General features: G+C 64.4%; 27 protein-coding genes. 13 read left to right on the top strand and 14 right to left on the bottom strand.

What is annotated here, in order from left to right:
* Window positions 1-250 precede the first annotated feature (250 nt).
* Together groL and CQ13_RS07235 are read right to left on the bottom strand one after the other, a co-directional pair.
* A complete protein-coding gene (gene groL / locus CQ13_RS07240) occupies window positions 251-1897 on the bottom strand; it encodes a chaperonin GroEL (RefSeq protein ID WP_057842296.1) in 1647 nt (548 codons plus the stop codon).
* 187 nt (window positions 1898-2084) lie between these two features.
* Window positions 2085-2381, bottom strand: coding sequence for a co-chaperone GroES (locus CQ13_RS07235; RefSeq protein ID WP_057842295.1), 297 nt, complete (start codon window positions 2379-2381; stop codon window positions 2085-2087).
* Between the two features lie 365 nt (window positions 2382-2746).
* Between CQ13_RS07235 and CQ13_RS07230 the strand changes: the two genes are divergently transcribed.
* Window positions 2747-3256, top strand: a complete 510-nt coding sequence (locus CQ13_RS07230; protein ID WP_057842294.1) for a hypothetical protein — start codon at window positions 2747-2749, stop codon at window positions 3254-3256.
* A gap of 98 nt (window positions 3257-3354) precedes the next feature.
* On the opposite strand, the gene CQ13_RS07225 is transcribed toward CQ13_RS07230, so the two are convergent.
* Together CQ13_RS07225 and CQ13_RS44960 are read right to left on the bottom strand one after the other, a co-directional pair.
* Window positions 3355-4125 (bottom strand): protein phosphatase CheZ, encoded by a 771-nt coding sequence (locus CQ13_RS07225; RefSeq protein WP_057842293.1) that lies wholly within the window; start codon window positions 4123-4125, stop codon window positions 3355-3357.
* A gap of 133 nt (window positions 4126-4258) precedes the next feature.
* Window positions 4259-4537 (bottom strand): hypothetical protein, encoded by a 279-nt coding sequence (locus CQ13_RS44960; RefSeq protein ID WP_210183064.1) that lies wholly within the window; start codon window positions 4535-4537, stop codon window positions 4259-4261.
* Between CQ13_RS44960 and CQ13_RS07220 the strand changes: the two genes are divergently transcribed.
* Window positions 4437-5231: a L,D-transpeptidase gene (locus tag CQ13_RS07220; RefSeq protein WP_057842292.1), complete on the top strand. Its 795-nt coding sequence runs from the start codon at window positions 4437-4439 to the stop codon at window positions 5229-5231. The genes CQ13_RS44960 and CQ13_RS07220 overlap by 101 nt on opposite strands.
* 163 nt (window positions 5232-5394) lie before the next feature.
* Here CQ13_RS07220 and CQ13_RS07215 read toward each other — a convergent pair whose 3' ends face one another.
* The 6 genes from CQ13_RS07215 to CQ13_RS07190 all read right to left on the bottom strand — a co-directional run bounded on the left by CQ13_RS07215 (window position 5395) and on the right by CQ13_RS07190 (window position 11355).
* Window positions 5395-6195 carry a DUF2076 domain-containing protein gene (locus CQ13_RS07215; protein WP_057842291.1) on the bottom strand — a complete coding sequence of 267 codons (801 nt, stop codon included), beginning with the start codon at window positions 6193-6195 and terminating at the stop codon, window positions 5395-5397.
* Window positions 6196-6328: 133 nt separating this feature from the next.
* The gene (locus CQ13_RS07210) at window positions 6329-7174 is read right to left on the bottom strand and encodes a ChbG/HpnK family deacetylase (RefSeq protein WP_057842290.1); all 846 of its coding nucleotides are present in this window, start codon (window positions 7172-7174) and stop codon (window positions 6329-6331) included.
* A complete protein-coding gene (locus CQ13_RS07205) occupies window positions 7171-8217 on the bottom strand; it encodes a glycosyltransferase family 2 protein (protein ID WP_057842289.1) in 1047 nt (348 codons plus the stop codon). Before CQ13_RS07205 ends, CQ13_RS07210 begins: the two co-directional genes overlap by 4 nt.
* 75 nt (window positions 8218-8292) lie before the next feature.
* Complete coding sequence (gene hisG, locus CQ13_RS07200) at window positions 8293-9270, bottom strand: ATP phosphoribosyltransferase (protein ID WP_057842288.1); 978 nt, start codon at window positions 9268-9270, stop codon at window positions 8293-8295.
* A complete protein-coding gene (locus tag CQ13_RS07195) occupies window positions 9267-10433 on the bottom strand; it encodes an ATP phosphoribosyltransferase regulatory subunit (protein ID WP_057842287.1) in 1167 nt (388 codons plus the stop codon). Before CQ13_RS07195 ends, hisG begins: the two co-directional genes overlap by 4 nt.
* Before the next feature lie 169 nt (window positions 10434-10602).
* Window positions 10603-11355, bottom strand: coding sequence for a 16S rRNA (uracil(1498)-N(3))-methyltransferase (locus CQ13_RS07190; RefSeq protein WP_057842286.1), 753 nt, complete (start codon window positions 11353-11355; stop codon window positions 10603-10605).
* Window positions 11356-11564: 209 nt separating this feature from the next.
* Here CQ13_RS07190 and CQ13_RS07185 point away from each other — a divergent pair, with 209 nt between their 5' ends.
* Together CQ13_RS07185 and ubiA are read left to right on the top strand one after the other, a co-directional pair.
* A complete protein-coding gene (locus CQ13_RS07185; protein WP_057842285.1) occupies window positions 11565-12218 on the top strand; it encodes a hypothetical protein in 654 nt (217 codons plus the stop codon).
* Between the two features lie 10 nt (window positions 12219-12228).
* Complete coding sequence (ubiA, locus tag CQ13_RS07180) at window positions 12229-13158, top strand: 4-hydroxybenzoate octaprenyltransferase (RefSeq protein WP_057842284.1); 930 nt, start codon at window positions 12229-12231, stop codon at window positions 13156-13158.
* 182 nt (window positions 13159-13340) lie between these two features.
* Here the strand turns inward: ubiA and CQ13_RS07175 are convergent, their stop codons facing one another.
* Window positions 13341-13868, bottom strand: coding sequence for a DUF6101 family protein (locus tag CQ13_RS07175; RefSeq protein ID WP_057842283.1), 528 nt, complete (start codon window positions 13866-13868; stop codon window positions 13341-13343).
* A 273-nt stretch (window positions 13869-14141) separates the two neighbouring features.
* On the opposite strand from CQ13_RS07175, the gene CQ13_RS07170 reads away from it, so the two are divergent.
* The 6 genes from CQ13_RS07170 (at window position 14142) to lpxK (ending at window position 19672) form a co-directional block, all read left to right on the top strand.
* Window positions 14142-15542, top strand: coding sequence for a TldD/PmbA family protein (locus CQ13_RS07170; protein WP_057842325.1), 1401 nt, complete (start codon window positions 14142-14144; stop codon window positions 15540-15542).
* Window positions 15529-16338, top strand: coding sequence for an inositol monophosphatase family protein (locus CQ13_RS07165; protein ID WP_057842282.1), 810 nt, complete (start codon window positions 15529-15531; stop codon window positions 16336-16338). Before CQ13_RS07170 ends, CQ13_RS07165 begins: the two co-directional genes overlap by 14 nt.
* 93 nt (window positions 16339-16431) lie before the next feature.
* Complete coding sequence (locus tag CQ13_RS07160; protein WP_057842281.1) at window positions 16432-16680, top strand: DUF4170 domain-containing protein; 249 nt, start codon at window positions 16432-16434, stop codon at window positions 16678-16680.
* A complete protein-coding gene (locus CQ13_RS07155; RefSeq protein ID WP_057842280.1) occupies window positions 16677-17390 on the top strand; it encodes a lysophospholipid acyltransferase family protein in 714 nt (237 codons plus the stop codon). The genes CQ13_RS07160 and CQ13_RS07155 overlap by 4 nt, the downstream gene beginning before the upstream one ends.
* Window positions 17383-18687 carry a 3-deoxy-D-manno-octulosonic acid transferase gene (locus CQ13_RS07150; protein ID WP_057842279.1) on the top strand — a complete coding sequence of 435 codons (1305 nt, stop codon included), beginning with the start codon at window positions 17383-17385 and terminating at the stop codon, window positions 18685-18687. The genes CQ13_RS07155 and CQ13_RS07150 overlap by 8 nt, the downstream gene beginning before the upstream one ends.
* Window positions 18680-19672 (top strand): tetraacyldisaccharide 4'-kinase, encoded by a 993-nt coding sequence (gene lpxK, locus CQ13_RS07145; RefSeq protein ID WP_057842278.1) that lies wholly within the window; start codon window positions 18680-18682, stop codon window positions 19670-19672. Before CQ13_RS07150 ends, lpxK begins: the two co-directional genes overlap by 8 nt.
* An 18-nt stretch (window positions 19673-19690) precedes the next feature.
* Here the strand turns inward: lpxK and CQ13_RS07140 are convergent, their stop codons facing one another.
* Window positions 19691-19918 carry a DUF2093 domain-containing protein gene (locus CQ13_RS07140; RefSeq protein ID WP_057842324.1) on the bottom strand — a complete coding sequence of 76 codons (228 nt, stop codon included), beginning with the start codon at window positions 19916-19918 and terminating at the stop codon, window positions 19691-19693.
* 184 nt (window positions 19919-20102) lie between these two features.
* On the opposite strand from CQ13_RS07140, the gene CQ13_RS07135 reads away from it, so the two are divergent.
* Window positions 20103-20936 carry a dienelactone hydrolase family protein gene (locus CQ13_RS07135; protein ID WP_057842277.1) on the top strand — a complete coding sequence of 278 codons (834 nt, stop codon included), beginning with the start codon at window positions 20103-20105 and terminating at the stop codon, window positions 20934-20936.
* Here CQ13_RS07135 and xseA read toward each other — a convergent pair.
* Window positions 20933-22552: an exodeoxyribonuclease VII large subunit gene (gene xseA / locus CQ13_RS07130; RefSeq protein ID WP_057842276.1), complete on the bottom strand. Its 1620-nt coding sequence runs from the start codon at window positions 22550-22552 to the stop codon at window positions 20933-20935. The genes CQ13_RS07135 and xseA overlap by 4 nt on opposite strands.
* A 169-nt stretch (window positions 22553-22721) precedes the next feature.
* On the opposite strand from xseA, the gene purD reads away from it, so the two are divergent.
* Complete coding sequence (gene purD / locus CQ13_RS07125) at window positions 22722-24005, top strand: phosphoribosylamine--glycine ligase (protein ID WP_057842275.1); 1284 nt, start codon at window positions 22722-22724, stop codon at window positions 24003-24005.
* Window positions 24006-24139: 134 nt separating this feature from the next.
* Here the strand turns inward: purD and CQ13_RS07120 are convergent, their stop codons facing one another.
* Complete coding sequence (locus CQ13_RS07120; protein ID WP_057842274.1) at window positions 24140-25372, bottom strand: acyl-CoA dehydrogenase family protein; 1233 nt, start codon at window positions 25370-25372, stop codon at window positions 24140-24142.
* 123 nt (window positions 25373-25495) lie between these two features.
* On the opposite strand from CQ13_RS07120, the gene CQ13_RS07115 reads away from it, so the two are divergent.
* Window positions 25496-26401, top strand: a complete 906-nt coding sequence (locus CQ13_RS07115) for an alpha/beta fold hydrolase (protein ID WP_057842273.1) — start codon at window positions 25496-25498, stop codon at window positions 26399-26401.
* Window positions 26402-26427 lie beyond the last annotated feature (26 nt).

The following is a 26427-nucleotide window of genomic DNA, read 5'->3' as shown; positions in this document are numbered from 1 at the left end:
TAGCTTGAATCACAACCAAGCCCGGATGAGAATCCTGAATCCCAACAGACCCTAGGTAGCAAACCTCGGTAGCTTCGGCCAAAAAGAAGGCCGTGAGGAGGCTTGCGCGTCTCGTATCCAGCAAAAGGGGAGGGAGTCCCATCAGTGGCTCACATGACTTCAGAGCCTGAAATGCCCACGCAGTTCGCAGCCAAAAAGGAAAGCCGCCCGGAGGCGGCCTTCGATTGGTTGGCGTGAGAAGGGGCGGGGCTCAGAAGCCCATGCCGCCCATTCCACCCATGCCGCCGCCACCGCCGGGCATCGCCGGGGCGGGCTCCTTCGGCAATTCGGCGACCATGGCTTCGGTGGTCACCAGAAGGCCGGCCACCGACGAAGCGTCCTGCAGCGCGGTGCGCACCACCTTGGCCGGGTCGATGATGCCCTTGTCGACCATGTCGACATATTCCTCGGTCTGGGCGTCGAAGCCGAAGGTCTCCGACTTGTTCTCCAAGATCTTGCCGACCACGATCGAGCCTTCGACGCCGGCGTTTTCCGAGATCTGGCGAACCGGGGCTTCCAGCGCCTTCAGCACGATGTTGATACCGGCCTGAACGTCGGAATTGTCGTTGTTGATGCGGCCGACCGCCTTCTTGGCGCGGAGCAGCGCCACGCCGCCGCCCGGCACGATGCCTTCCTGCACCGCCGCGCGGGTCGCGTTGAGGGCGTCCTCGACGCGGTCCTTCTTCTCCTTGACCTCGATCTCGGTCGCGCCGCCGACCTTGATCACCGCGACGCCGCCGGCGAGCTTTGCAAGGCGCTCCTGCAGCTTCTCGCGGTCGTAGTCCGAGGTGGTCTCCTCGATCTGCGACTTGATCTGGGTGACGCGAGCCTCGATGTCCTTCTTCTTGCCGGCGCCCTTGACGATCGTGGTGTTTTCCTTGTCGATCACCACCTTGCCGGCGCGGCCGAGCATGTTGATGGTGACGCTTTCGAGCTTCATGCCAAGTTCATCGGAGATGAGCTGACCGCCGGTCAGGATCGCGATGTCTTCCAGCATCGCCTTGCGGCGATCGCCAAAACCCGGCGCCTTGACGGCGGCGACCTTCAGTCCGCCGCGCAGGCGGTTGACCACCAGCGTCGCCAGCGCCTCGCCCTCGACGTCCTCGGCGATGATCAGGAGCGGACGGCCGGACTGCACCACGGCCTCCAGCACCGGCAGCATCGACTGCAGGCCGGACAGCTTCTTCTCGTGCAAGAGCACGTAGACGTCTTCCAGCTCGGCGGTCATCTTCTCGGCGTTGGTGATGAAGTAGGGCGACAGGTAGCCGCGGTCGAACTTCATGCCCTCGACGATGTCCACTTCGGTCTCGAGCGACTTGTTTTCCTCGACCGTGATCACGCCTTCATTGCCGACCTTCTGCATCGCCTGCGCGATCATCTTGCCGATCGCGGTGTCGCCATTGGCCGAAATGGTGCCGATCTGGGCGACCTCGGAGGAGGCGGCGACCGGCTTGGCGCGCTTCTCGAGGTCCTTGACCACGGCGTGAACCGCGATGTCGATGCCGCGCTTCAGGTCCATCGGGTTCATGCCGGCGGCGACCGCCTTGCCGCCCTCGCGCACGATCGCCTGCGCCAGCACGGTGGCGGTGGTGGTGCCGTCGCCCGCGGTGTCGTTGGTCTTGGAGGCGACTTCGCGCAGCATCTGCGCGCCCATGTTCTCGAACTTGTCCTCGAGCTCGATTTCCTTGGCGACGGTGACACCGTCCTTGGTGATGCGGGGAGCGCCGAAGCTCTTCTCGATCACGACGTTGCGGCCCTTCGGACCGAGCGTCACCTTCACCGCGTTGGCGAGAACGTCGACGCCGCGAAGCATGCGGTCGCGGGCGTCGCCGGAAAATTTAACGTCTTTGGCAGCCATGTGAGTTGCTCCTTGAAATTGAGGTAAACAGCCGCTGCTCTATTCACTCGTCATTGCCGGGCAGAAGCACGAAGTGCGTCTTCGTGATCAGTGACCCGGCAATCCATCCTCTTCGAAGAATGATGGATGCCCGGATCAAGTCCGGGCATGACACCTGAGAGCGCGGCAAGCGCTCGGATCTATCGACTTACGTCAGCACGCCCATGATGTCGGACTCCTTCATGATCAGGAGTTCCTCGCCATCGAGCTTGACCTCGGTGCCCGACCATTTGCCGAACAGCACGCGGTCGCCGACCTTGACGTCGATCGGAATCAGCTTACCGGCCTCGTCGCGGCCACCCGGGCCCACGGCGGTGATTTCGCCCTGCGACGGCTTTTCCTTGGCGCTGTCGGGAATGATGATGCCGCCCTTGGTCTTCTCTTCGGCATCGATGCGCTTGACCACGACGCGGTCGTGCAGTGGACGGAATTTGGTTTTAGCCATGACGTCTCCTCTTGAAGTTCCTCTGGGAGGCTTAGGTTTCGGGCCTGTACCACTCGAAAATGGCTGGGAATGCCGGTATTCAACGCCGCCCCGGGGCGGGGCAGCACAACCCTTAGCAATCGTTGTATTTGAGTGCTAAACGTGGGGCCGGGGAATATGTCTTGGCGCTGTTCCTGTCAAGCAAACAAGGAGATTAAAGCCTTGGTGAGGCCAATATAGGATGGTGCTTCGGAAACCAAATCGGTGCAGCGGCGTCATTTTAGCCGACGTCATTGCTCCGGCAGGCTTTTTGCGATTGGCTGCCTTAATCGGCTGCTTCTCGGCTGCTCGACGGGAGCGGCCAAGTGATTGCTCGGGGGAATGCGATGATCAGCTCACGTAATGCGCGTACGGTTGCCAATCTGGCGATCGCGTCGGCGCTTTCGATCTTGCTGGCGGCGTGCAGCAGCATGAGCCTGCCGTCGCTGTCATCCAGTCCGCCGCCCGAGCCCGAAGTCGCGCCGGAAATGCCGGCAACCATCCGCGCCGACGAGATCGTCGGCCGCTGGGGCCTTGCCTCGTTCCAGAATCCCAATGACCGCGCCCGCACCGAGGCCGCGGCGCGCGGACAGTGCAAGCAGCCCTATGTGATCGGCGCCGGCGCCAATGGTGGCGTGGTCATGCATCTGGCCGATCAGGCGACGCCGCAGGAACTGCGCCTCAAAGGCAGTCCGAGCGGCAAGAACTACATCGGCCCGCCCGGCCCAGCCGGCGGCGACCAGGACCGCGAGATCGTCTCGTTCGACGGCCGCATCATGGTCACCCGCTTCATCGAAAAGGATGCCGCGGTCCGTTACGGCAACATGGTCTATGTCCGCTGCGCGCCGCGGGCGTGATTAGACGTCTCTCCGACGGCGGAGGACGGACAACCAGGCAACAAAAAAACGCCGGCATCGCTGCCGGCGTTTTGTTTAGTCCGCGTTAACCAGACCGATCAGTCGAACAATGCGTCGATGTCATTCTGCGAGGCGTGACCGTCGTCGCCGTCCATCTTCGGGCCGTTGAGCAGCTTGGCGTCGCCTTCGCGGGTATCGACGATCGGGGGCGCGTGCGCCTTGATGGCATCGACGCCACCCCAGATTTCCATCATCTCGACGATGTGCTGTTCGATGAACTTCATCGTGTTCATCACCTTGCTGATGCGCTGGCCGGTGAGGTCCTGGAAATTGCAGGCCTCGAAGATCGAGACGACGCGTTCCTGGATATCTTCGCTGAGCAGCTTCTGCTGGTCCGGAGAAATGTTCTTGGAAAGCGCGGTCGCCGCCTGGTCGATCGCTTCGGTGGCTTCCAGAATCTGCTGGGTGGCCTGTTCGGTACCGCCGACGACGGCCCCGAGTTCGCCGTTGACCTTGGCCATTTCCTGGCCGTCAAAGCTCTTGCCGTGCAGGGTAGCGATTTCGCGCTTGGTGCGGTTGATGGCGTCGTGAATGAGATCGAGCTCGACCTTCAGCTTCTCGCACTGCTCGATCTGCGCGCGATAGGTTTCCAGAAGCGCGTGGGACTCGGCAACTTCGCGGATAATGTCCGCGCTCTCGGTCGAAGCGGCGCGGGCGTGGCCGAAGCCGGCCATCTGTGCACGGATTGCGCGCAGCTCGGCCATGATCTCGCGATGCATCGGGCCGATCTCGCCGCCTTCTGTAGGCATGACAATTGGCGCATCGCCCAGAATGGCTTCAATACGAAAACGTTTGCGATTGACCGACATGAGTATTTCCCACCCCTTCATTTCACGTGTGTTTTAAACCGATGCCATTTAACGTCAGGTTCACGCGGGAAGGCGTCGTGGTGGCGGTTTGTCCGCAATCGCTCACCACCGATTAACCATGAGGGGCCCGCGTTCACGCAAAATAAACGCTACCGGACAAATCCGGGCGCGCTTGCCGATGTGGTGAATCGAAACGCGACTTCTGTTTACCAAACCGATTAGGTTTTGATTTGTATTGATCGCGCGCAGCGGCGTTCGTCGCGCCGTTGCGCGATGCGAACCCGCAGTGACGAACAGTACAGAGTACGTCGATGTCCGGAAAAATCCTTGTTGCGCTCTTCGCGAGCGTGTCTTGCCTTTGCTTCGCCAGTGAGGCTGCTGCGATCGACGCCTCCTCATCAACTGAACCCACCGTGATCTACGCCCGCCAACCGGCGCCGGCGCGCATGGCTTCTGCCGAACGCTCCAACATGGGCGGCGGCTTCATCGAATTCCTGTTCGGCGATGCGCCGCAGGGCGGGCGCTATCAACAAGCGCCGGCCTATCAGCAACAGCCGGATTACGGTTATGGCGGGCGGCGCGCGTTGCTGCCGCCGATGGATCCGCAGCAGCCGATGCGGCGCGAGGAGGAGGAAGCATTCGACCCCGCGCAGCACCGGCTCGATCCGAAATATGAAAAGCAGGTGGTCGAGTATCACGGCAAGGAAAGCCCGGGCACCATCGTGATCGACACCCCGAACAAATTCCTGTTCCTGGTGCAGGGCGACGGCAAGGCGCTGCGTTACGGCGTTGGCGTCGGCCGTCCCGGCTTCACCTGGTCGGGCGTCAAGACGATCTCGGCGAAGAAGGAATGGCCGGCCTGGACGCCGCCACCGGAAATGCTGGCGCGCCGCCCCGATCTGCCGCGGCACATGGAAGGCGGCCCGCAAAATCCACTCGGCGCGCGCGCGATGTATCTGGGGTCGTCGCTGTATCGCATCCACGGCTCCAACGAGCCCTGGACCATCGGCACCAATGTCTCGTCCGGCTGCATCCGCATGCGCAATGAGGACGTGATCGATCTCTACGGCCGCGTCGGCGTCGGGGCGAAAGTGGTGGTGATCTGATTGTCGAGCAAGAGTGAAGCCGCAAAAACAGTGTCGTCCCTGCGTTCGCAGGGACCCATAACCACCATTGCTCGTCGTTGTGCGAGATAGCGGCTTCAGCCTCTGCCACAATCAAAACGGCCGCCCATCGGGCGGCCGTTTGCGCTTTCATCGCTGACGCGCGTCATGCGTAATCGCTGTCACCGCCGTCGTCACCGTCAAAACCGTCGGCATCATGATCCATGTCGTTGCCCTCGTCGTGCGAGGCTTGATCAAAGAATCCCTGCCGCGAACCACTGTCGTCATTGTTGTCGGCGCGTCGGCTCGACGACCCGATGTCATTGATTCCGGCCTCGCGCGCGAGATCGCCGCCGGACTGATCGCCCCACGGCCTGCGGTCTTCGACGCCGCCGCTGTGGTTCGCCGTGTCGCCGAACGCTTGCTGATTACTGCCGCCGCCCATCATCCCTCGAATGCTGTTGAGCAGCAGCGATCCGCCGACCACGCCGGCTGCGGCTGCCGCCGCCGTGCCGAGGAATGAGCCGCCACCGCCGCCTTGCTGCGGCTGCGGCTCGCCATAGGCCGGCTGGTTATATTGTCCGGGCGGCTGCGTTTGCTGCAGCACCTGGCCGCTGTTCCAGGTCGGGCGGCCGCCCATGTCGGGCGCGCGAACGTTGGGCACGGAGCCCTGGTTTTGGCCGTGCTGCTGGTTCTGCCCGAAGATCGCGTCGCGCATCGAATCGAGGAAGCCGCCGGATTGGGTTTGCTGGCCCGCCGCCGCTTCCAACTCCTGGATGCGCATGTCGGCGCGCTTCAGTGCCTCGTCCTGCACAAGCGCGGTTTGCACCAGCGCATAGACCGCGTTGGGCGCGTTGCGCAGGCCCTCCATGATTGCGGACATCGCCTCCGGATCGCGCTTGGCGCTCTCCAGCCTGGCGAGCCGGTCGAAAAGATCGTCAATCAGTTGGCGTTCTTGCGGTGTCATGGCCCTCTCCCTCGCGTCGAATCGTGATCGACGCGCCCAAAGATGTAAGGAAGGCTTTGTGTCGCAAGTAGTGGGCGGCCGAATTAAATTTTGGTATGCGACAAAACGCCAAGCGGCTTTTTGCAGATATCTGTCAACTCAATGTGACTTTGTTAGCCGCGAGCAATGTCGGGAATCGATCGCCTGCCAGAAATGCGTGTTCTGCCTCGCGCTGGGTGGTCAGGGGATCGAGGCCCTCGAGCGTTTCGTCGACAAAGCCGGGGTGGCACATCACGAGCCCGCCTTCCGGCAGCCCTTCGAGGAACTGTCGCATCAGCACGCCGAAATCGGGCTCTTTCGAAAAATCATAGGCGCCGGCGAAGGCGGGGTTGAACGGGATATTTGCATGGACCGCGCGCTTGCGAAATTGCGCGCTGAGGACGTCGAGCACCAAAGCCTTCGGCGCGCCGAGCAGTTGGCCCAACGGCTTGAGGCGTCCACCCTGGCGAACCCAGGCGCTCGGGGCCGCCTCCTTGACCGCGCGCAGAAAAGCGTCGCGTACCCCAGGGAAGAGTTGCGCGTGCTGATGGCCGTCGACGAAATCGGGTGCGCGGCCGAACAGGTCCTCGAAGGCTGCAAGCTGAGCTGCGAGTTCGTCTTCGATCATTTCGGAATCGAGCCGCCGCAGCAGGCCCGCGCGCAGCAGCTTCGAAAACGGCAGGAACAAGCCGCCGTCGACCGGTCTGAAGTGCATTGTCAGCGGACGAAACGGCGCAGTCAGCGTCGCATGCAGTCCGATCGCGCAGCGCGGGCTCGCCGCCGCAACTTCCTGCAACGCGGCGACTTCGGCGCGCCCGATCGCGGCGCCGACCACCATCACCGAGGCGGCATTGAGACGGCCGCGGCCGATCAAATCGCGGATGGCGCGGTTGACGCCTTCGGCCAGCCCGTAATCGTCGGCGCATAGCCAGATCCGGCGCGGCGGCGCGGCATCGTTCATTCGGCGGCGGTCCGTTCGGTGGCGCTGGCCGCCGTCTCGCCATCGGCACGCTTCTCGTTGTGCTCGGCGACGAAGTAAATCGGACGCGCCTTCAGCTCGGAGAGGATCTTGCCGATATATTCGCCGACAATGCCGATCATGATGAGCTGCACGCCGCCGATCGTCATCATGCCGATCATCAGCGAGGGATAGCCGGGGACCTGCTTGCCGGTGGTCCAGACCTCCCAGAGAATGGTGAGGCCGAACAGGAAGGCGCTGATGGCGAGCAGCACGCCGAGCAGGCTGGCAAAGCGCAGCGGTGCCACCGAGAACGACGTCAGTCCCTCGATCGACAGGCCGATCAGCCGGCCCGGGCTGAACGTGGTGACGCCGTGCGCGCGCGCCGCCGGCTCGTAGTCGACGCGGATCTGGCGGAAGCCGATCCAGTTCGACAGGCCCTTGAAGAAGCGGTTGCGTTCGGGAAGCTGCCGCAGCGCGGCCGCCGCACGTGGCGACAGCAGGCGGAAGTCGCCGGCGTCCGCGGGGATCTTCTGCCGCGCGCCCCAATTGATCAGCGCGTAGAAGCCACGCACGGCCTGGCGGCGCAGGAACGGTTCATTGTCGCGATGCGCCTTCGCCGTATAGACGACGTCGTAGCCGTCATCGATCCAGTGCGCGACGAGCTTTTCGACCAGGCTTGGCGGATGTTGGCCATCGCCATCCATGAACAGGATGGCGCCGCGGCGGGCATGGTCGAGCCCCGCCATCAGCGCTGCCTCCTTGCCGAAATTGCGCGACAGCGAGACGATCTGCACGTCGAGCGCATCGGCGGCAAGCGAACGCGCGATCGCCAGCGTGTTGTCGGCGCTGCCGTCGTCGACATAGACCACTTCGCATACGAGGCCGTAGCGCGCCTTCAGCGTCTTGACGAGCCCGATCAACCGCTCGTGCAGCAAAGCGAGTCCTGCCGCCTCGTTGTACAGCGGCACGACAATCGACAAGCCTTTCGCCGCGGCGCTGGCTGCGGTCGTCGTCAGGCGGGAAACGTCAGAGCCGAGCGTCATCGATCAGGTCCCAGATTGTTCAACCGTATATGTTACCCGCGGGTAGCTGTCGCAATGATGAACGAAACGGCGGCCTTATTGCCGCAGGAACGTCTCGAGCCTGGCAAATAGCGGGTTTTCGCGGTCGAGCACATAGTCGAGCGAGGCAATCGAGACCGTGTCGGCGCCGTGCTCGCGCAGGAAACTGCCGAGCGCGTAAAGATGCATCGGCGGGCAGTGCAGCGTGAGCATGCCGGACGAGGTCGGCCCGCCGAACGGCGCCACCACACCAAAGCGGTTATGCGCCTCGTTAAGCAACGCCTCGTTGCAGCCGGTGAAACGGGTGCGCACCTCGCGATATTGGCTGGCCCGGGCTCGAGCTGCGATGTGATCGAGGATGACGCGCGCGGTCTCGCGGGCTTCAGCCGACCAGTCGGCATCGCGAGAGGCCACGAGGTTGGCCTGGCTACGCAAAATCACGCCGTCGTCGAGCACCTTCAGCCCGTTGGCGGCGAGCGTCGCACCTGTCGTCGTGATGTCGACGATCATCTCGGCGGTGCCGACGGCGGGCGCGCCTTCGGTGGCGCCGGCGCTTTCGACGATGCGATAGTCGACCACGCCGTGAGCGGCGAAGAAGTTGCGCGTCAGGTTGATGTATTTGGTCGCGACCCGCATCCGCCGGTTATGCTGGGCGCGGAAGCCGGTTGTGACGTCGTCGAGATCGGCCATGGTGCGGACGTCGATCCAGGCCTGCGGCACCGCGACGACGACATTGGCGCTGCCGAAGCCGAGGCTGTCGATCAGCAGGACGCGTTTGTCGGCATCGGGGATGCTTTCGCGCAACAGATCCTCGCCGGTGACGCCGAGATGCACCATGCCGCGCGCCAGTTGCGAAGCGATTTCGCTCGCCGAGAGATAGGCGATCTCGACATTGTCGAGGCCTGTAAGGGTACCGCGATAGTCGCGAGCGCCGCGCGGTTTTGCCAGCGCAAGCCCCGCGCGCGTGAAAAACGCCTCGGTATTCTCCTGCAAGCGGCCCTTGGAGGGAACGGCGAGGACGAAGGGAACGGTCATGCGACGCCCCCTTGCGCGTTGGACTGGCCGAGCTGCGTCAGCGCCTCGATCCACACTGAGAAGCCGACCGCCGGGATCGGCGAAGCCGAGCCGAGTTGCGTCATCAGGCCATCGTAGCGTCCGCCTCCCGCCAGCGGCTCGATCCCATTGTCTTTCGCATGCAGTTCGAATTCGAACCCGGTGTAGTAATCGAGCCCGCGGCCGAACGAGGTGGAAAAGCGCGTTCGCTTGGTGTCGATGCCGCGCGCGGCCATGAAGCCGATGCGGCTTTCGAGCTGGTCGATCGCCGGCGCAAGATCGAGCTTGGCGTCTGATGCCAGCGCACGCAGTTGCGCCACCGATTCATCGGGATCGCCCGCAATCGCCAGGAAGCGCTTGATGATATCGAGCGCGTCGCGCGGCAGCGCGCCGCCTTTCAAGGTCGATCGTTCGAGGAAGCGATCGGCGATTTCGTCGACCGTGCGTCCGCCGACATTGGTGGTGCCGGCGATCGACATCAGGTCAGTGACCAGCGCCAACGCCGCCTTGCGGTCGGAGCCGGCGAGCGCCGCGAGCACGCCCTCATATTCGTTGCGGCCGGGCGCAGTCGCAAGCGTCAGCCGCTCGATGTCCTCGGCGAGGCTGACCTTGCGGTTGAAATCCTTGATCAGCCGCCGCCGCCACACCGGATAGAGATCGAGCGCGTCGATCAGCGCAATGAACAGCGCGACGTCGCCGGTGCGGATTTCGACATCCTTCAATCCGAACGCCGAGGTCGCTTCCAGCGCCAGCGCCAGCATTTCGGCATCCGCCGCGGCGCGGTCCTGCCGGCCGAAGGACTCGATGCCGGCCTGCAAAAATTCGCTGGGACGGCCGCCGCGATAGCGGAACACCGGCCCGAGATAGCTGAAGCCCGCCGGCTTTCCGGCGCGTCCCGAGGCGAGATAGTCCCGCGCCACCGGAATGGTGAGGTCGGGGCGCAGGCAGAGTTCCTCGCCGGAGGGGTCGGTGGTCAGGTACAGGCTCTTGCGGATGTCCTCGCCGGAGAGGTCGAGGAACGGCTCGGCCGGCTGCAGGATATCCGGGTGAGCCTGGACGTAGCCGCCTTGTGCAAACGACAATAGCAGCGCGTCCGCCCAGGCGGCGGACCCGGCAGCACCTCTGGCGGCAGCGGTCGCGGTCATTTTTCGTCCAAATATCCGGAAAAATCCGGGTTCCAGGGTTCGTTTGGGACTCCCCGGGGGTTCCGGGCGGCTCATTGGCGCAGGCCTTAGCATGGCCGGGGCGGCGTTTCGACAGGGATTGGCCAACTGAATTAATGGGCGATGTCTCGCCCGGTTGGCCCGCCACCGGCTATCCCGGCGCCTGCCAGTCGCCAAGCGCGGCCTGCACGAGGGTCAGCGCGGCGACACCGGCGGTATCCGCGCGCAGGATGCGGGGCCCCAGAGACAGCCGCAGCGTCCTGGGCTGCCGCATCAAGAGTGCCCGCTCTTCCTCGGCAAATCCGCCCTCGGGGCCGATCAGGACGTCAATGCCGGAGCCGGCGGCCTGCGCCGCTTGCAGCGCTTGCACCGGACCGGCGACGTCGCTCGCCTCGTCGCAGAACACCAGCAGGCGGCTGGCTTCGCGCTTGTCGAGAAAGCGGTCGAGTGCGACCGGCTCGGCAACGTGCGCAAGGCTCAGGATTCCGCATTGTTCGGCGGCCTCGATGACGTTGGCGCGCATCCGCTCGCCGTTCACCCGCGAGACCTGGGTATGCCGCGTCAGCACCGGCTGCAGGTTTGAGGCGCCCATCTCGACCGCCTTCTGCACCATGTAGTCGAGGCGCGCATGTTTCAGCGGCGCAAAGACATAGGCGATGTCGGGCAGGCGGTCCTGCGGCCGCGTCTGCGCGACGATGCTCAAGCCATCGGGCCGCTTGCGGCCCTCGATTGCTGCCTGCCATTCACCGTCGCGGCCGTTGAACACCAAAATGGTTTCGCCGGCCGCGAGCCGCAGCACATTGCCCAGATAATTGCTCTGGTTGCGCTCCAGCGCGATTCTCTCGCCCTCCCGCAAGGGGGCGTCGACGAACAGGCGCGGGGCGCGAAAATCGAGGTCAGGCATCCGTAATATTCCGTGTCCGCACCGCTTTTAGCCTAAAGCGCTAGAATCCGGACGCTATTTTTAGCTTCCGGGGCGTCCTTGCGCCGCGCTGCTGCCCCAATCAACGGGTTGTTAAGCGTCGGCAGGAATCGTAAAAAGTGCCCACCGCAAATCCGCTTCGTTTTCGAAGACGCTGGGGTTGCCTGGACCTAGCCGGAGATACCGCCGTGATGATCCGCCGCCTGATTGTGCCGCTGACCGCTGCCGTCGTGACCGTTCACGCGGGCCAAGCCTTCGCGCAGGGCGCGTTCCCGGCGCCGTTGCCCAACCAGAGCGCCGCGCCCGCGAATTCGCCGTTTCCGCCGGTGAATGGCGCGGCGCCATCGGCCTCGGTCGGCGCACCCTCGCCGTTTCCGTCGCAGGGCGCTGCCCCGGTTTCCAGAGGATTCAGCGGCCCGCCGCCACAGGCCAGCGGTTCGGCGGACGCCTGCATGCAGGGCTTCGTCCCGCTGCGCGAGGAGGCCGAGCGGCGCGGCAAGCTGATCAAGGCCGCGAGCGACCGCAAGGCGCCGCCCGATGAAGCCTGCAAGCTGATCGGAAATTTCGGCAAGGCCGAATTGAAGATGATCGAGTATGTCCAGACCAACTCGGCCAAGTGCGGAATTCCGCCGCAGATCGCCGACCAGCTCAAGAACGGCCACAAGAACACCGAGAAGATGCAGAAGCAGGTTTGCGGGGTGGCGGAACAGGCGCGGACGCAGCGACCGGCCGGCCCGAGCCTGAGCGAGGTGCTCGGCTCCTCCGCGGCGCTCCCCGAGGCGCAGACGGTCAGGAAGGGCGGCAGCACCTTCGATACGCTGAACGGCAACGTTCTCGCGCGATGACCGCGATCCGATGAGCGACGCGTCTACCCGCGTTGCCGATGCGACCGGCAACTGGGTCGATACGCGTGCGCCGTCCTGGTCGCAGCCTTACTTGCGGCTTTCCCGTTACGACCGTCCGATCGGCTCGTGGTTGTTGCTGATGCCGTGCTGGTGGTCGGCGGCGCTGGCCGCCGGCGTCGCGCGTGACATCTCGCAATTGCCGCTCGTGATCGTGCTGTTCTTCATCGGCGCCTTCGTGATGCGCGGGGCGGGGTGCGCCTGGAACGACATCACCGACCGCGACCTCGACGCCAGCGTCGAGCGCACGCGGTCGCGGCCGCTGCCCGCTGGCCAGATCAGCGTGGCGCAGGCGTTCGCCTTTTTGGTCCTGCAGGCGTTGATCGGGCTCGCGGTACTCCTGCAGTTCAACCGCGTTGCGATCCTGACCGGCGTCGCCTCGCTCGTCATCGTCGCGGTCTATCCCTTCATGAAGCGCATCACCTGGTGGCCGCAGGTGGTGCTGGGGCTGGCGTTCTCCTGGGGCGCGCTGATGGGATTTGCGGTCACGCTTGGCCGAATCGATCTCACCGCACTCGTGCTCTACGCCGGCTCGATCGCTTGGGTGATCGGCTATGACACGATCTACGCCCATCAGGATGCCGAGGACGACGCGCTGATCGGCATCAAGTCGACGGCACGCCTGTTCGGCGCGAGCACCCATCGGGCACTCTCGGTGCTTTATTCGCTCGCCGTGGTTCTGATCGGCGTTGCGCTGGCGCTGGGCGGCGCGCGCTGGCCGGCGTGGATCGGGCTGATTGCGTTTGCCGCGCATCTGGCCTGGCAGATCGGGCGATTGAACATAAGCGATCCCGCGCTGTGCCTGCGCCTGTTCAAGTCGAACCGCGATGCGGGGTTGTTACTGTTTGCGGGATTGCTCGTGGACGCAGTGATGCGCGCGTAGTGTACCCTTCGTCGTCCCTTGCGAAAGCAGGGACCCATAACAACAGGCTTTCGTTGTTGAAGAACATCGTCGACCCGCGCGCTCAATAAGTGCTGCCGCGGCGTATGGGTCCCTGCGTTCGCAGAGACGACGGCGATGAGGAGCGCCTCACTCATCCTGCAGGTGCAGAAGCGATGACGAGGTTAATCTCGCGCGATGATCTCGCGCTCGTCGTGATGAACGGTCTCGGTGTTGAGCAAGTTGCCGAGCCGGCGGCGCACCAGGAATTTCGGGCGACGGGCGCGGACCGCATTGTGGCGGCGGCGGCGGGCGGACGGTTCGCGGTAATCATCTTCCGCCAATAGCGGCAGCGCGAAGATGTCGCTCCACATCTGCCAGGCGGAGGCGATCTCCTCGTCGTCGGAGCTCACGCACAAGGGAATGTTCAAAGACGGGTCGCGATGCGCCAGCACCAGCATCTGTGCATCGTCGTCCAGACCACGCAGCGCGACGCCGAGAAAATCGCTGACGCGGACGTTGATCGCCATCCGCATGCCCTGGACGGCACGGTGCAGCACAACGCGCTCGCGATGAAGTTCAATCCTGCGCACGCCGCCGTCCGCACGGGTGTCGTGCGCATGGAAGCTGAGCGGCAGAGAAAGAGGGTCGAGCCGCAATGAACGGCTCGACCCGGCGGGATTGATCCCGCTTATTGCTGTTTGACGCCCCACGGCTCTCATCTCCCCGCCGGGATTATGTTCCCGGTCGATACGCGAGACCTTAGCCGAGCAATTTCCGTTTCGCCTTAAAAAGCCTGGTTAAGGAGAAGTCACCCGCCAGCATGATTGACAAGACCTTGGCTCACATGATTGACGAGACCTTGCGCAGATGCCGAAAATGTTTGGCATTTGGCGCCGCAAAATGCTTGAAATCCCTGTGAATCGGGCACATCTCAGGGCCTTGCCGGCCGGCGTCCGAACCCTTCAATGTCAGGGATTTTGTTTGTGAACTCTTCACCATCCACGGCTTCGCCGCTTTCGAAGGCCTCCGCAACTTCCGACCTGTTCGATCAATCGGCGCTCTCGACGTTGGCGCAGCGGCTGGTCGAGGCCGCCAAGCGTGCGGGCGCGGATGCCGCCGACGCGGTCGCGGTGCGCGGGGTTTCGCAAGGCGTCGAAGTCCGCGATGGCCGGGTCGAAGAATCCGAGCGTTCCGAAGGCGACGATGTCGGGCTGCGCGTGCTGGTCGGCCAGCGCCAGGCGGTGGTCTCGACCAACGACATTTCCGGCGACGGCGTCGCCAAACTAGCCGAGCGGGCGGTCGCGATGGCCCGCGTCGCGCCCGACGACAAATATGTCGGCCTCGCCGATCCCTCGCTGCTAGCGCGCGAGTTCGCCGAGCTCGATCTGCTCGACCGCAATATTCCGACCACAAGCGAGCTGGAGCGGCGTGCCTGCGAAGCGGAAGCCGCAGCTCTGGCAGTCAAGGGCGTGACCAAGTCGAGCGGCGCGTCCGCCTCGAGCGGCATCGGCGGCATGGTGCTGGTGACCTCGACGGGCTTCCACGGCTCATATTTGCGCTCTAGCCACGGCATCTCGGTGACCGCGATCTCCGGCGAAGGCACCAGCATGGAGCGCGATTACGACTTCACCTCGGCCCCGCATGCGTCCGACCTCGATGCTCCCGAGAGCGTCGGCCGCAGGGCAGGCGAGCGTACCGTGGCGCGCTCCAATCCGCGCAAGGTCGAGACCTGCAAGGTGCCGGTCGTCTACGATCCCCGGGCCTCGGGGTCGCTGGTCGGTCATCTCGTCGGCGCCATCAACGGCGCTTCGATTGCGCGCAAGACCAGCTTCCTCAAGGACAAGCTTGGCGAGCAGTTGTTTTCGAAGAACATCCGCATCATCGACGACCCCTTGCGCGTGCGCGGCCTGCGCTCGCAGACTTTTGACGCCGAGGGCGTCAGAGTGAAGAAGCTCGCGCTCATCGATGAGGGCGTGCTGACCACCTGGCTGCTGGACTGCGCCACCGCGCGCGAGCTCGGGATGGTCACGACCGGACATGCCCATCGCGGCGTGTCGTCGTCGCCGTCGCCGGGGTCGTACAATCTGCATCTCGAACCCGGCGCGATGACGCCGAAGGAACTGATCTCCGACATCAAGCAGGGCTTTTACGTCACCGACCTGATCGGCTCCGGTGTCAACGGCGTGACCGGCGATTACAGCCGCGGCGCCTCCGGTTTCTGGATCGAGAACGGCGAGATCACTTATCCCGTCAGCGAGGTGACGATCGCCGGCCACCTCCTGGCAATGTTCAAGTCGCTCGTTCCCGCCAACGACCTGGAATTCCGCTACGGCGTCAACGCGCCGACGCTGCGCATCGAGGGCCTGACGCTTGGCGGACGCTGATACCGCCGACCGGATCTGGGCGCGCGATGCCGCGCTGCTGAAGAACACCGTGCGCGAGGCCGGCGCGCTGGCACTGTCGCTGTTTCGCACCGAGTTGAAGAACTGGACCAAGGGCGCTTCCTCGCCGGTTTCCGAGGCCGATATCGCCGTCAACGACCTCGTCGAACGGCGGCTGCGCGCGGCGACGCCGGAATATGGCTGGCTGTCCGAGGAAAGCGTCGATGACGACACGCGGCTCGGCAAGGAACTGGTCTGGATCGTCGATCCGATCGACGGCACCCGCGCCTATCTCGCGCATCGTGAGGACTGGTGCGTGAGCGTGGCGCTGGTTTCGGGTTCAACCCCGGTACTTGCGGCGGTGTTCGCGCCCGCCAGCGACGAATTCTTTTTCGCAATGCGCGGCAAGGGCACCATGCTGAACGAAAAGCGGGTCCGTGCATCCGCAGGAACGGAGCTCGATTTTTCCCGCATGGCCGGCCCAAAACCGCTGGTGCAGCGGCTGAGTTCGTCACCGGACGACATCACGCTGCATCCGCGAATCGGATCGCTGGCGCTGCGGCTGTGCCGGGTCGCCGATGGCAGTCTCGATGCCGCTTTTGCAGGCGGCCAGAGCCGCGATTGGGATCTTGCCGCGGCGAATTTGATCGTGCAGGAAGCGAATGGTAGAATGACCGCGCTCTCGGGGGATGCGATTGAGTATAATCGCCGGGAGGTGGTGCACGGGGTGCTTGTGGCGGCGGGACACGATCGGCATGCGCGCATTGTCGAGCATTTCCGGGATCGTCGGTTGCCCTGAATCGGTCGAAATCCGCGCCACAAATCATCCCGTTCATACCGCGATTCACATTGTCGATCTTGCTCGCCGGGCACCTCGTTAGGAAAGACCAACATGCCAGATAGTGCCCCGCAGCAATTGCTGCATCTCGTCATCGGCGGCGAGTTGACCGATCTCGAACACACCACATTCAAGGACCTCGACCAGGTCGACATCGTCGGCGTCTACCCCAATTACGCATCCGCTCACGCGGCCTGGAAGGCGAAGGCGCAGCAGACCGTGGACAACGCCCACATGCGCTACTTCGTGGTTCACCTCCACCGGCTGCTCGACCCAGGTCAAGACGCGAAGTCCTCCAGTTGAAACGTCTCCTTCGCGATTTGCTGCGCAGCACCTGGGTTCAGCGCGCGCTGGGTGTGCTCGCGGCCGAATATCTGCGGCTGGTCTGGCTGACCAACCGCTTCAGCTACGACCCTGCCAACATCTACGGCATCGTCGAGCCGGAGATGCCGGCGATCTTCGCGTTCTGGCACGGCCAGCATTTCATGACGCCGTTCATCAAGACCAAAGAGAGCCACCGCGCCAAGGTCCTGATCTCGCGACACCGCGACGGCGAGTTCAACGCCATCGCCGCCGAGCGGCTCGGCATCGGAACCATCAGGGGCTCCGGCGATCATAGTGGCGCCTTCCACCGCAAGGGCGGCGTCGGTGCGTTCCGCGAGATGCTGCAGGCGCTGGAAGACAAATGGAATGTCGCTACCACCGCCGACGTGCCGAAGCGCGCGCGGGTGGTCGGGCTTGGCATCATCATGCTGGCGCGGGAGTCTGGCCGGCCGATCATGCCCTTTGCGATGGTGACCAGCCGGTTCATCCGGTTGAAAAACTGGGACTCCACCACCATCAATTTGCCATTCGGGCGCGGCGCCGTGGTAGGCATTGAACATATATACGTGCCGCCGGACGCCGACTCCGAGACTATGGAAAAGCTGCGCCTTCAGGTAGAAGCTTTGCTGAACGAAGCGACTCGACGCGCCTACGCGGCTGTCGGGCGTCCGGAGGCAGCTCTTGGCTGATCCACTGCCGATGACGTTGCGCGTCTACCGGAAACTGTCCTCCGTGATGGTGCCGTTGTCGCCTGCCGTCATCAACCGGCGCTTGAAGCTCGGCAAGGAAGACCCGGCGCGGGTAGGCGAACGCCGCGGCATGAGCGCCGATGTTCGCCCCGCAGGGCCTCTGGTGTGGATTCACGGCGCCAGCGTCGGCGAAGTGCTGGCGGCGGCTGCGCTGATCGAGCGGCTGCGGGCCTTGGACCTGCGCATCCTCCTGACGTCGGGCACCGTGACTTCGGCTGCGATCGTCGCCAAGCGGTTCCCCCGGGACGTCATCCATCAATATGTTCCCTATGACTCGCCGCGCTACGTCGCGCGATTCCTCGATCATTGGCGTCCGTCGCTGGCGCTGTTCATCGAGTCCGATCTGTGGCCGAATCTGATCCTGTCGAGTGCCGCGCGGCGGCTGCCGATGGTGCTGATCAATGGACGGATGTCGCAGCGCTCGTTTCCGCGCTGGCGCCGGGTTGCCGGCACCATTTCGGCGCTCCTCGACAAGTTCGACATCTGCCTGGCGCAGTCGCAGACCGATGCGGATCGGTTTGCCGCGCTGGGCAGCCGCAACGTCATGGTCACGGGAAATCTCAAGCTCGACGTTCCCGCACCGCCGGCTGACGCCAACAAGCTGGATATGCTGATGTCGATGACGCGCGGCCGGCCGGTGGTGGTCGCGGCCTCCACGCATCCGGGCGAAGAAGAAATCGTGACGGCAACCCACCGGACGCTCGCCGGATTCTTCCCGGGGCTGCTGACGGTGATCGTGCCGCGACACCCCGATCGCGGCGAGGCCATCGCGCGGATGATCTCCGCTTCGGGCCTCAATCCGACCTTGCGCTCGCATGAGGACTTGCCCACCGCCACGACCGACATCTATGTCGCCGACACCATGGGCGAACTCGGACTTTTCTACAGGCTGGCGCCGATCGTATTCATGGGCGGATCGCTGGTCGAGCATGGCGGGCAGAATCCGATCGAGGCGATCAAGCTCGGCGCCTCGATCGTCCACGGCCCTCACGTCTTCAACTTCACCGACGTCTACGAAGCCCTCGATTCCGCAGGCGGCGCGCGGCGGGCCGATACGCAGGAAGCGCTGGTCAAGCAGTTCGGGCAGATGCTCGCCGATCCCAGGGCGCGCGAAGCCGTGCTCACCGCATCCGAGCGCGTGGTCGGTCAGCTCGGCGGCGCGCTGGAGCGAACGCTCTCTGCGCTCGAGCCGTATCTGCTGCAGGTGCGGATCGAGATGGGAACCGGCAATGCGTGAGCCGGGCTTCTGGCACGGCCCGTCCTCGCTCAACTCGCATCTGTTGAAACCGCTCGCCGCGCTCTATGGCGCCATCGCTGCACAGCGCCTGCAGCGCAAGGGGTTGAATGCCGGCATTCCAGTGCTCTGCGTCGGCAATTACCACGTCGGCGGCGCCGGCAAGACGCCGACCGTGCTGGCGCTGGCGAAGCTCATGCGCAACCTCGGCGAGACGCCGGTCGTGCTGAGCCGCGGCTATGGCGGTGAATTGCGCGGGCCGGTCCGGGTCGATCCTGAGCGGCATGCGGCGGCCGATGTCGGCGACGAACCGCTGATGCTTGCAGGCCATCTGCCGGTCGTGGTGTCGCGCAAGCGCGCCGACGGCGTGCCGCTGGCGCGCTCGCAAGGCGCGACCGTGATCCTGATGGACGACGGTTTCCAGAATCCGTCGATCATCAAGGACGCCTCCCTGATCGTGATCGACAGCGAACGCGGACTTGGCAACGGGAAGGTATTTCCCGCCGGACCGCTGCGCGCGCCGCTGCGGCCGCAACTGGCGCGCACCGACGCGCTGATCATTGTCGGCGACGGCACCGCTGCCGAGCCGGTGGCCGCCGAGATTGCCGCACAGGGCAAGCCGGTACTGCACGCGCATCTGAAGCCGGATGACGCGCCGGTCGCCGCGCTTCGGGGCAAGCGCGTGCTGGCATTTGCCGGCATCGGCGATCCCGTCCGATTCTTCAACACGCTGCGCTCAAGCGGCATCAATGTCGTCAGGCAGCAGGCTTTCGCCGACCATCACCCGTATTCACAGACCGAGATCGAAGGCTTGATTACCGAGGCTCGGCGCGACGGGCTGACATTGGTGACGACGGAAAAGGATCTGGCGCGGCTGCGCGATCGGCGACACATCGTGCCGTTCGCGGTAACGCTAGAGTTCGATGATCCTGCGCGCCTGCAAAAATTCGTCGCCGACCGGCTATTCAAGGCGCGCGAGAGGAAATAATCGTAGCCCGAAGCGATCTTAACCCTGCGTCTTCAGCGCGCCGGGAAAGTGCCGCTGCAGCACGGCGCCCGGAACCGAATAGGCCTCCTGCAGATCGACGCTCCAGTACTTCAATTCGTCGAGCGGAATCCGCACGTCGGTGACGGCGCAGCGCACATAGGTTCCGGGCGAGATCACACGGAAATCGCCGTCCAGATATTGCACCTGCGCTTCGCCATGGCCCGAGGGGCCGAATTTATTGAGCACCGCCAAACTCTCCGATGGGCCGGCGCGCGGGCCGGCCTTAAGTGTATTCTCCGGATTCGATCTATCATAAATAGGTCGTACTGTCCGCCCCGCAAACTGACCTACTTGTGATGATTTTGCGTCCCCTGCATGATAGCGTGAATTTCATCGTTACCGCAGCGTCATACCGATCCGACAGAGACCGATGCGCCTGTTGTCAGCAACGCTATTCCTGACGCTCCTTGCTGCGGCTTCCACGGCCGGCGCCGCGCCGTTGCCGGCCCCGCGCCAGGTCGATATCCCGGCGACCGGACTGACCCTGCACGCGCAGCTCTATAAGCCTGATGGCGACGGCCCATTTCCCACGGTAATAGCGCTGCATGGCTGCGGCGGATTGAGCGGGCAATCCGAGCCGGTGCTGCCGCGCTACCGTGACTGGGCGGAACAGCTCCTGAAGTCCGGCCATGCCGTGCTGTTGCCGGACAGTTACGGTTCGCGCGAGCTCGACCCGCAATGCCGCGCCAAGGAGCGCCGCGTGCTTGACCGCCGCGAGCGGGTGGCCGATGTCAACGCGTCGCGGCAATGGCTGTTGCAGCAGCCCTGGGTCGCGCGTGACCGCATCAGCCTGTTTGGATGGGCCAACGGCGCCAGCGCGGTGCTGTGGGCGGTACGCCCGCAATCATCTTCGCGCGGGATTGACCCGGATTTCCGCTCGGCCATCGCGTTCTATCCGGACTGCCGGATCTCCTCCGGCCTCGGCTGGAGCACGCGGGTGCCGACGCTGCTGTTGATTGGCGCGAAGGACGACATCAGTTCGCCGTCGGCCTGCCGTCAGATGGTGGAGGGTGCCCGCGGCCGCAGCGCGCTGGCGCGAATCGTGGTCTATCCCGGGGCGGCGCACGATTTCGACCGCGCCAACCTTCCGCTGCGAGCGATCGCGGGCGCCGACGCGGCATTGCCCGAACACGGCCATATCGGCACCGACGCGGATGCGCGCAAGGATGCGCAACAGCGCGTCACGGAGTGGCTGGCGCGCTAAAACAGGCTTCCCTGATCGACCGGCTTTGGCACGCGCTTCGGCGCGGCGGGCTTCGTCTCGCGCGGCGCCGTCTTCGGCGCGCTTGGGGCCGGAGCCGTCGGCTGCGGCCGGTCCGCATCCGCGGTGACGCCCACGCGGCCGTCGGCGAATTCGACTGAGAGACGTGCGCTCGGCCCGACCGCGGCGGCGGCATGGACGGCGTGGCCGTGCTCGTCGCGCACCAGCGCAAAGCCGCGTGCGAGCACGCCGCGGTAGGACAGTGCCGACAGCAATTGCCCGCTATGGGCGACCCGCGCGTCGAGCCGCTGCATCGCGGTCTCAAGCGCGCGGCGGGCACGCTCGGCCAGCCGTTGCGTGCGTTCGCGGTCGCGCGCAATCGCATTGCGCTGCGCCTGGGCGTTGGAGAGTTTCGATGCCTTGAGCCTGACCTCCAGCCCGGCAAAACGGTCGCGCCGGTTGCGCAGCAGGGCGCGGGCGGACAGCCTGATCCGCTCGCCCGACACCGTAAGACGATGGCTGGCCTGCGCGACCTGGCCGCGCAGCACCTTCAGCGTCAGGCCGGCGCTGAGATGCGAAAAGCGGCGGTGATGGGCGTGCGTATTGGCCTTCAATGCGCGGGGCAGGGCGGCGCCGAGGTGATCCAGCCGCTGCCTGGGGATCGCGAGCAGTTCGCTCAAACTCGGCAGCGCGCGGGCGGTGGCGCGCAATTCGTTGCGGCGGCTCTCCTGGCCACGCTGCCAGCACACCATGGTGCGGCGCGCCAGGCTTTCCACCTCGGCGAACAACTCGCTGCGCACGGGAACGGCCATTTCGGCCGCCGCCGTCGGCGTCGGCGCGCGCTTGTCGGCGGCGAAATCGATCAGCGTGATGTCGGTCTCGTGGCCGACGGCCGAGATCAGCGGGATCGTGCTGTCGGCGGCAGCGCGAACCACGATCTCCTCGTTGAACGACCACAGATCCTCCAGGGAGCCGCCGCCGCGCGCAACGATCAGGAGATCGGGCCGCGGGATTCGTCCGGTCTCGGGTAGCGCGTTGAAGCCGCGGATGGCCGCCGCAACCTGCTCGGCCGAGCCTTCGCCCTGCACCTTCACCGGCCACACCAGCACTCGGCGGGGAAAACGGTCGTGCAGCCGATGCAGGATGTCTCTGATAACCGCGCCCGTCGGCGAGGTGACGACCCCGATCACTTCCGGCAGCCACGGCAGCAATTGCTTGCGCGCCTCGTCGAACAGGCCTTCGGCGGCCAGCTTCCGCTTGCGCTCCTCCATCAGCGCCATCAGCGCGCCGATGCCGGCAGGCTCCAGCGAGTCGATGACGATCTGGTATTTCGAGGAGTTTGGATAAGTCGTGAGCTTGCCGGTGGCGATGACCTCGAGCCCTTCCTGCGGCTTGAACCGCATCCGGGCGTGGGCGAACTTCCAGATCACCGCCTCGATCTTGGCGCTCTCGTCCTTCAGCGCAAAATAGCAATGGCCGGAGGAGTGCGGCCCGCGGAAGCCGGAGATTTCGCCGCGCACGCGGACATGGCCAAAGCGGTCCTCGACCGTCCGCTTCAGCGCGGAGGACAGTTCCGAGACGGTGAATTCGGGCGCGTTGATCAGGTTATCTGCTGGCATATCAGGGCGTAGAATCGGCCTTTTCCGGCGCTTCCGCAAGGTGCCGAGGCCGTGTTGGGGCAGCCAGAGCACATATCCACACGGGAATGGACACGTTGTTGCGGCGGGCTCCGGCCGTGCTAAACCGTCGCGCAATGGCCGGCAACCCCTCCACTTGGCTGCATTCCGAATGAACATTCTCCTGCTCGGTTCCGGCGGCCGCGAACACGCTCTGGCGTGGAAGATTGCGGCTTCCCCGCTGCTGACCAAATTGTGGTGCGCGCCGGGCAATGCCGGCATCGCGCGCGAAGCTGAATGCGTCGCGCTCGACGTTGCGAATCATGGCGCGGTGATCGCGTTCTGCAAAACGAACGCCGTGGATCTCGTCGTGGTCGGCCCGGAGACGCCGCTTGCCGCCGGGATCGTCGACGATCTCGCGAAAGCCGGCATCAAGGCGTTCGGTCCAAGCAAGCAGGCGGCGCAGCTCGAGGGCTCAAAGGGATTTACGAAGGACCTGTGCCGCGAATTCGATATTCCGACTGGCGCCTATAACCGCTTCACTACGGCCGATGATGCGCTGGCCTATGTGCGCACGCAGGGCGCGCCGATCGTGGTCAAGGCCGATGGGTTGGCCGCCGGCAAGGGCGTCGTGGTAGCGAAGACTTTGGCTGAGGCGGAAGCTGCCATCGCCATGATGTTCGACGGCGCGTTCGGCGCGGCGGGAACGGAAGTCGTGATCGAGGAATTCCTCGCCGGCCGCGAGATCAGCTTCTTCGCGCTGTGCGACGGCGACACCGCGATCCCGCTCGCTTCGGCGCAGGACCACAAGCGCGTGTTCGATCACGACGAGGGGCCGAACACCGGCGGCATGGGCGCCTATTCGCCGACGCCGTTCGTGACGGCTGAAATTCACGACCAGATCATGGCGCGGATCATCCTGCCGACGGTTGCGGGGATGAAGAAGCGCGGCATGCCGTTTCGCGGCGTGCTCTACGCCGGCGTGATGCTGACGGAGCAGGGGCCAAAGCTGTTCGAATACAACGTCCGCTTTGGAGACCCCGAATGCCAGGTGCTGATGCTGCGAATGATGTCGGACATCGTGCCTGCGTTTCTGGCGGCCTGCGACGGAGAACTGAAGCATTTCGACCTGCGTTGGTATCCCGAGCCTGCTCTGACGGTGGTGATGGCGGCTAAGGGTTATCCCGGCGACTACAAGAAGGGCACGCGCATCGATGGGCTCGATGATGCGGCCAAGATCGACAGCGTCGAAATCTTCCATGCCGGTACGGTGGCAAAGGACGGTGGCATTGTCGCCAATGGCGGCCGCGTGCTGAACATCTGCGCGATGGCGAAGACCGTCACTGAGGCGAGAGAGCGTGCCTATCAGGCCGTCGATCGCATCCAATGGCCTGATGGTTTCTACCGCCGCGACATCGCATGGCAGGCGGTGGAGGTGGAGAGGGCGCGGGGCTGACCGCTCCTTCCGTCATTGCGAGGAGCGCAGCGACGAAGCAATCCATCTATCCCTGCGGGGAGAAGTGGATTGCTCCGCGGAGCCTGTCATCCGGCGGCGCTTTGCGCCGACCGGGTAGCTCGCAATGACGATGGCTACAACAAATCCCCGCCTGCTGCACTCGCAGTCGTGCCGTGCTCGCGGAACGCCTTGATGACGTTCTTGCCGATCTTCCACTTGTGTACTTCATCCGGACCGTCGACCAGCCGCTGCGAGCGCACCTGGGTGTACCATTTCGCCAGCGGCGTATACTGGCTGAAGCCGAGTGCGCCATGGAGCTGGATCGCGGTGTCGATCACCTTGTGCACCATGTGCGCATGGAAGATCTTTGCGATCGAGTTCTCCTGCCGGATGTCGAGGCCTTTTTCCGCCTTGTAGGCGATGTGCAGCAGCATCAGGCGGCCGATGTAGAGTTCGCTGGCGCAATCGGCGAGCATGAACTGCACCGCCTGCCGGTCGGCGAGCAATTTGCCGAAGGTCGAGCGCTTGGTGACATGGGCGACTGCCATGTCGAGCGCGCGTTGCGCCTTGGCGACGTTGTGCATGCCGTGCCGTAGCCGGCCGTAGGCGAGGCGATGCTGGCCCATGGCAAAGCCATTGCCTTCGCCGCCGAGCAGATTGTCGGCCGGCACCTTCAGATCCCTGATCTCGATTTCGGAGTGCCCGCCGTGCAGGACATCGTCATGCGGCCCCTCGATCGCCATGTTGGCGACGTTGCGCTTGATCTTGTAGCCGGGGTTCGGCAGCTCCACGATGAAGGTCGAATACTGCTTGTGCCGTGGCGCGTTCGGGTCGGTCTTGGCCATCACCAGCGCCATGTCGGCGACGCTGGCCGAGGAGGAAAACCACTTCTCGCCGTTCAGGACGTAGTTCTCGTTGCCGTCCTTCACGGCCGTGGTCTGCATGCCGGTGGCGTCGGCGCCGGCAGCCTTCTCGGTCATCGAGAAGCAGATGCGCTTGTCGCCGTTGAGCAGGGGTTTAAGGAACTTCTCCTTCTGATATTCCGTGCCGTGGGCCAGGATCGTCATCATCGAGGCGTCGTCGGGACCCTGCGTGTTCATCGACAGCGCGCCCAGCATGCTCTCGCCGAGCTCCATCTGCACCAGCGCGTTGGCGAGCGGGCCGAGGCCCATGCCGCCATATTCCTTCGGCACCCACGGGCACCACAGGCCGCGCGCCCGGGCCTTGGCCCGTAGCGGGCCGAGTACTTCAGCGAGCGGCTTGGTGTCGAGTTCCTTCTCCGCAGGGATGCATTCCTCCTGCACCCATTTGCGAACCTTCTCGCGGATGGCCTTGGCCTCAGACGGGATTTCGAAATCGATCGACATCGCTGGTTTCCTCGCGTCTTGTTGCTCTTGGTCGGACTTGGGAGATGGCATAAACCTGCGGTCTGCCAGCGGCAACGGCAAACAAAGTTTGAAGCAAGTGCTGCAGCCCACGAAGGAGCGCCCATGCCCGATCTTGCCGATCTGTTTCCCGGATACGCGTCCGAATGGATCAACACCTCGTCGGGCCGCATCTTCGCCCGTGTCGGCGGCAACGGCCCACCGCTGTTGCTGCTGCATGGTTTTTCGTCGACGCATGTGATGTGGCACCAGGTCGCGCCGCAACTGGCGGACCAGTTCACGCTGATCATCGCTGACTTGCCGGGCTATGGCTGGTCTGACATGCCCCGCAGCGATGAGAACCATACGCCCTACACCAAGCGCGCGATGGCGCAGACGATGGTGGAGGCGATGGAGCAACTCGGCCATGTGCATTTCGCGCTCGCCGGACACGACCGCGGCGGCCGCGTGTCGTACCGGCTGGCGCTCGATCATCCCGGCCGGCTGTCGAAGCTCGCGGTGCTCGATATCGCGCCGACCTATGACTATTGGGAGAAGCTGAACCGGCTTTCGGCGCTGAAGATTTACCACTGGGCGTTTCTGGCGCAGCCCTATCCGCTGCCGGAAACGTTGATCGCCAACAACGGAGAATTTTTCCTTAAGTACAAGATGGCGAGCCAGACCAAATCGAAGACGCTTGACGCGATCGATCCGCGTGCGCTGGAACATTATCTCGCGCCATTCCGCGATCCCGCCCGCGTGCATGCGATGTGCGAGGACTACCGCGCCGGTGCCTATGCCGACTATGAAATCGACAAGGCCGATTTCGACGCCGGAAAGAAGATCACGATTCCAATGCTGGCGCTGTGGGGCGATGCCGGCGTCGCGCCTGCTGCAACGACGCCGCTCGATGCGTGGAAGAAATGGGCGACGAACGTGGAGGGGGCGCCGGTGGATTCCGGGCATTTTTTGGCGGAGGAGAATCCGGACGTGACGGCGAAATTGTTGCGGGAGTTTTTTACGGCGGCGTGAGTCGAAAATTTTCGCCGCACATCGAA

This window comes from Bradyrhizobium retamae, from assembly GCF_001440415.1.
In the GTDB taxonomy this organism is placed as follows: domain Bacteria; phylum Pseudomonadota; class Alphaproteobacteria; order Rhizobiales; family Xanthobacteraceae; genus Bradyrhizobium; species Bradyrhizobium retamae.
This window is presented reverse-complemented; position numbering and strand designations above follow the sequence as displayed.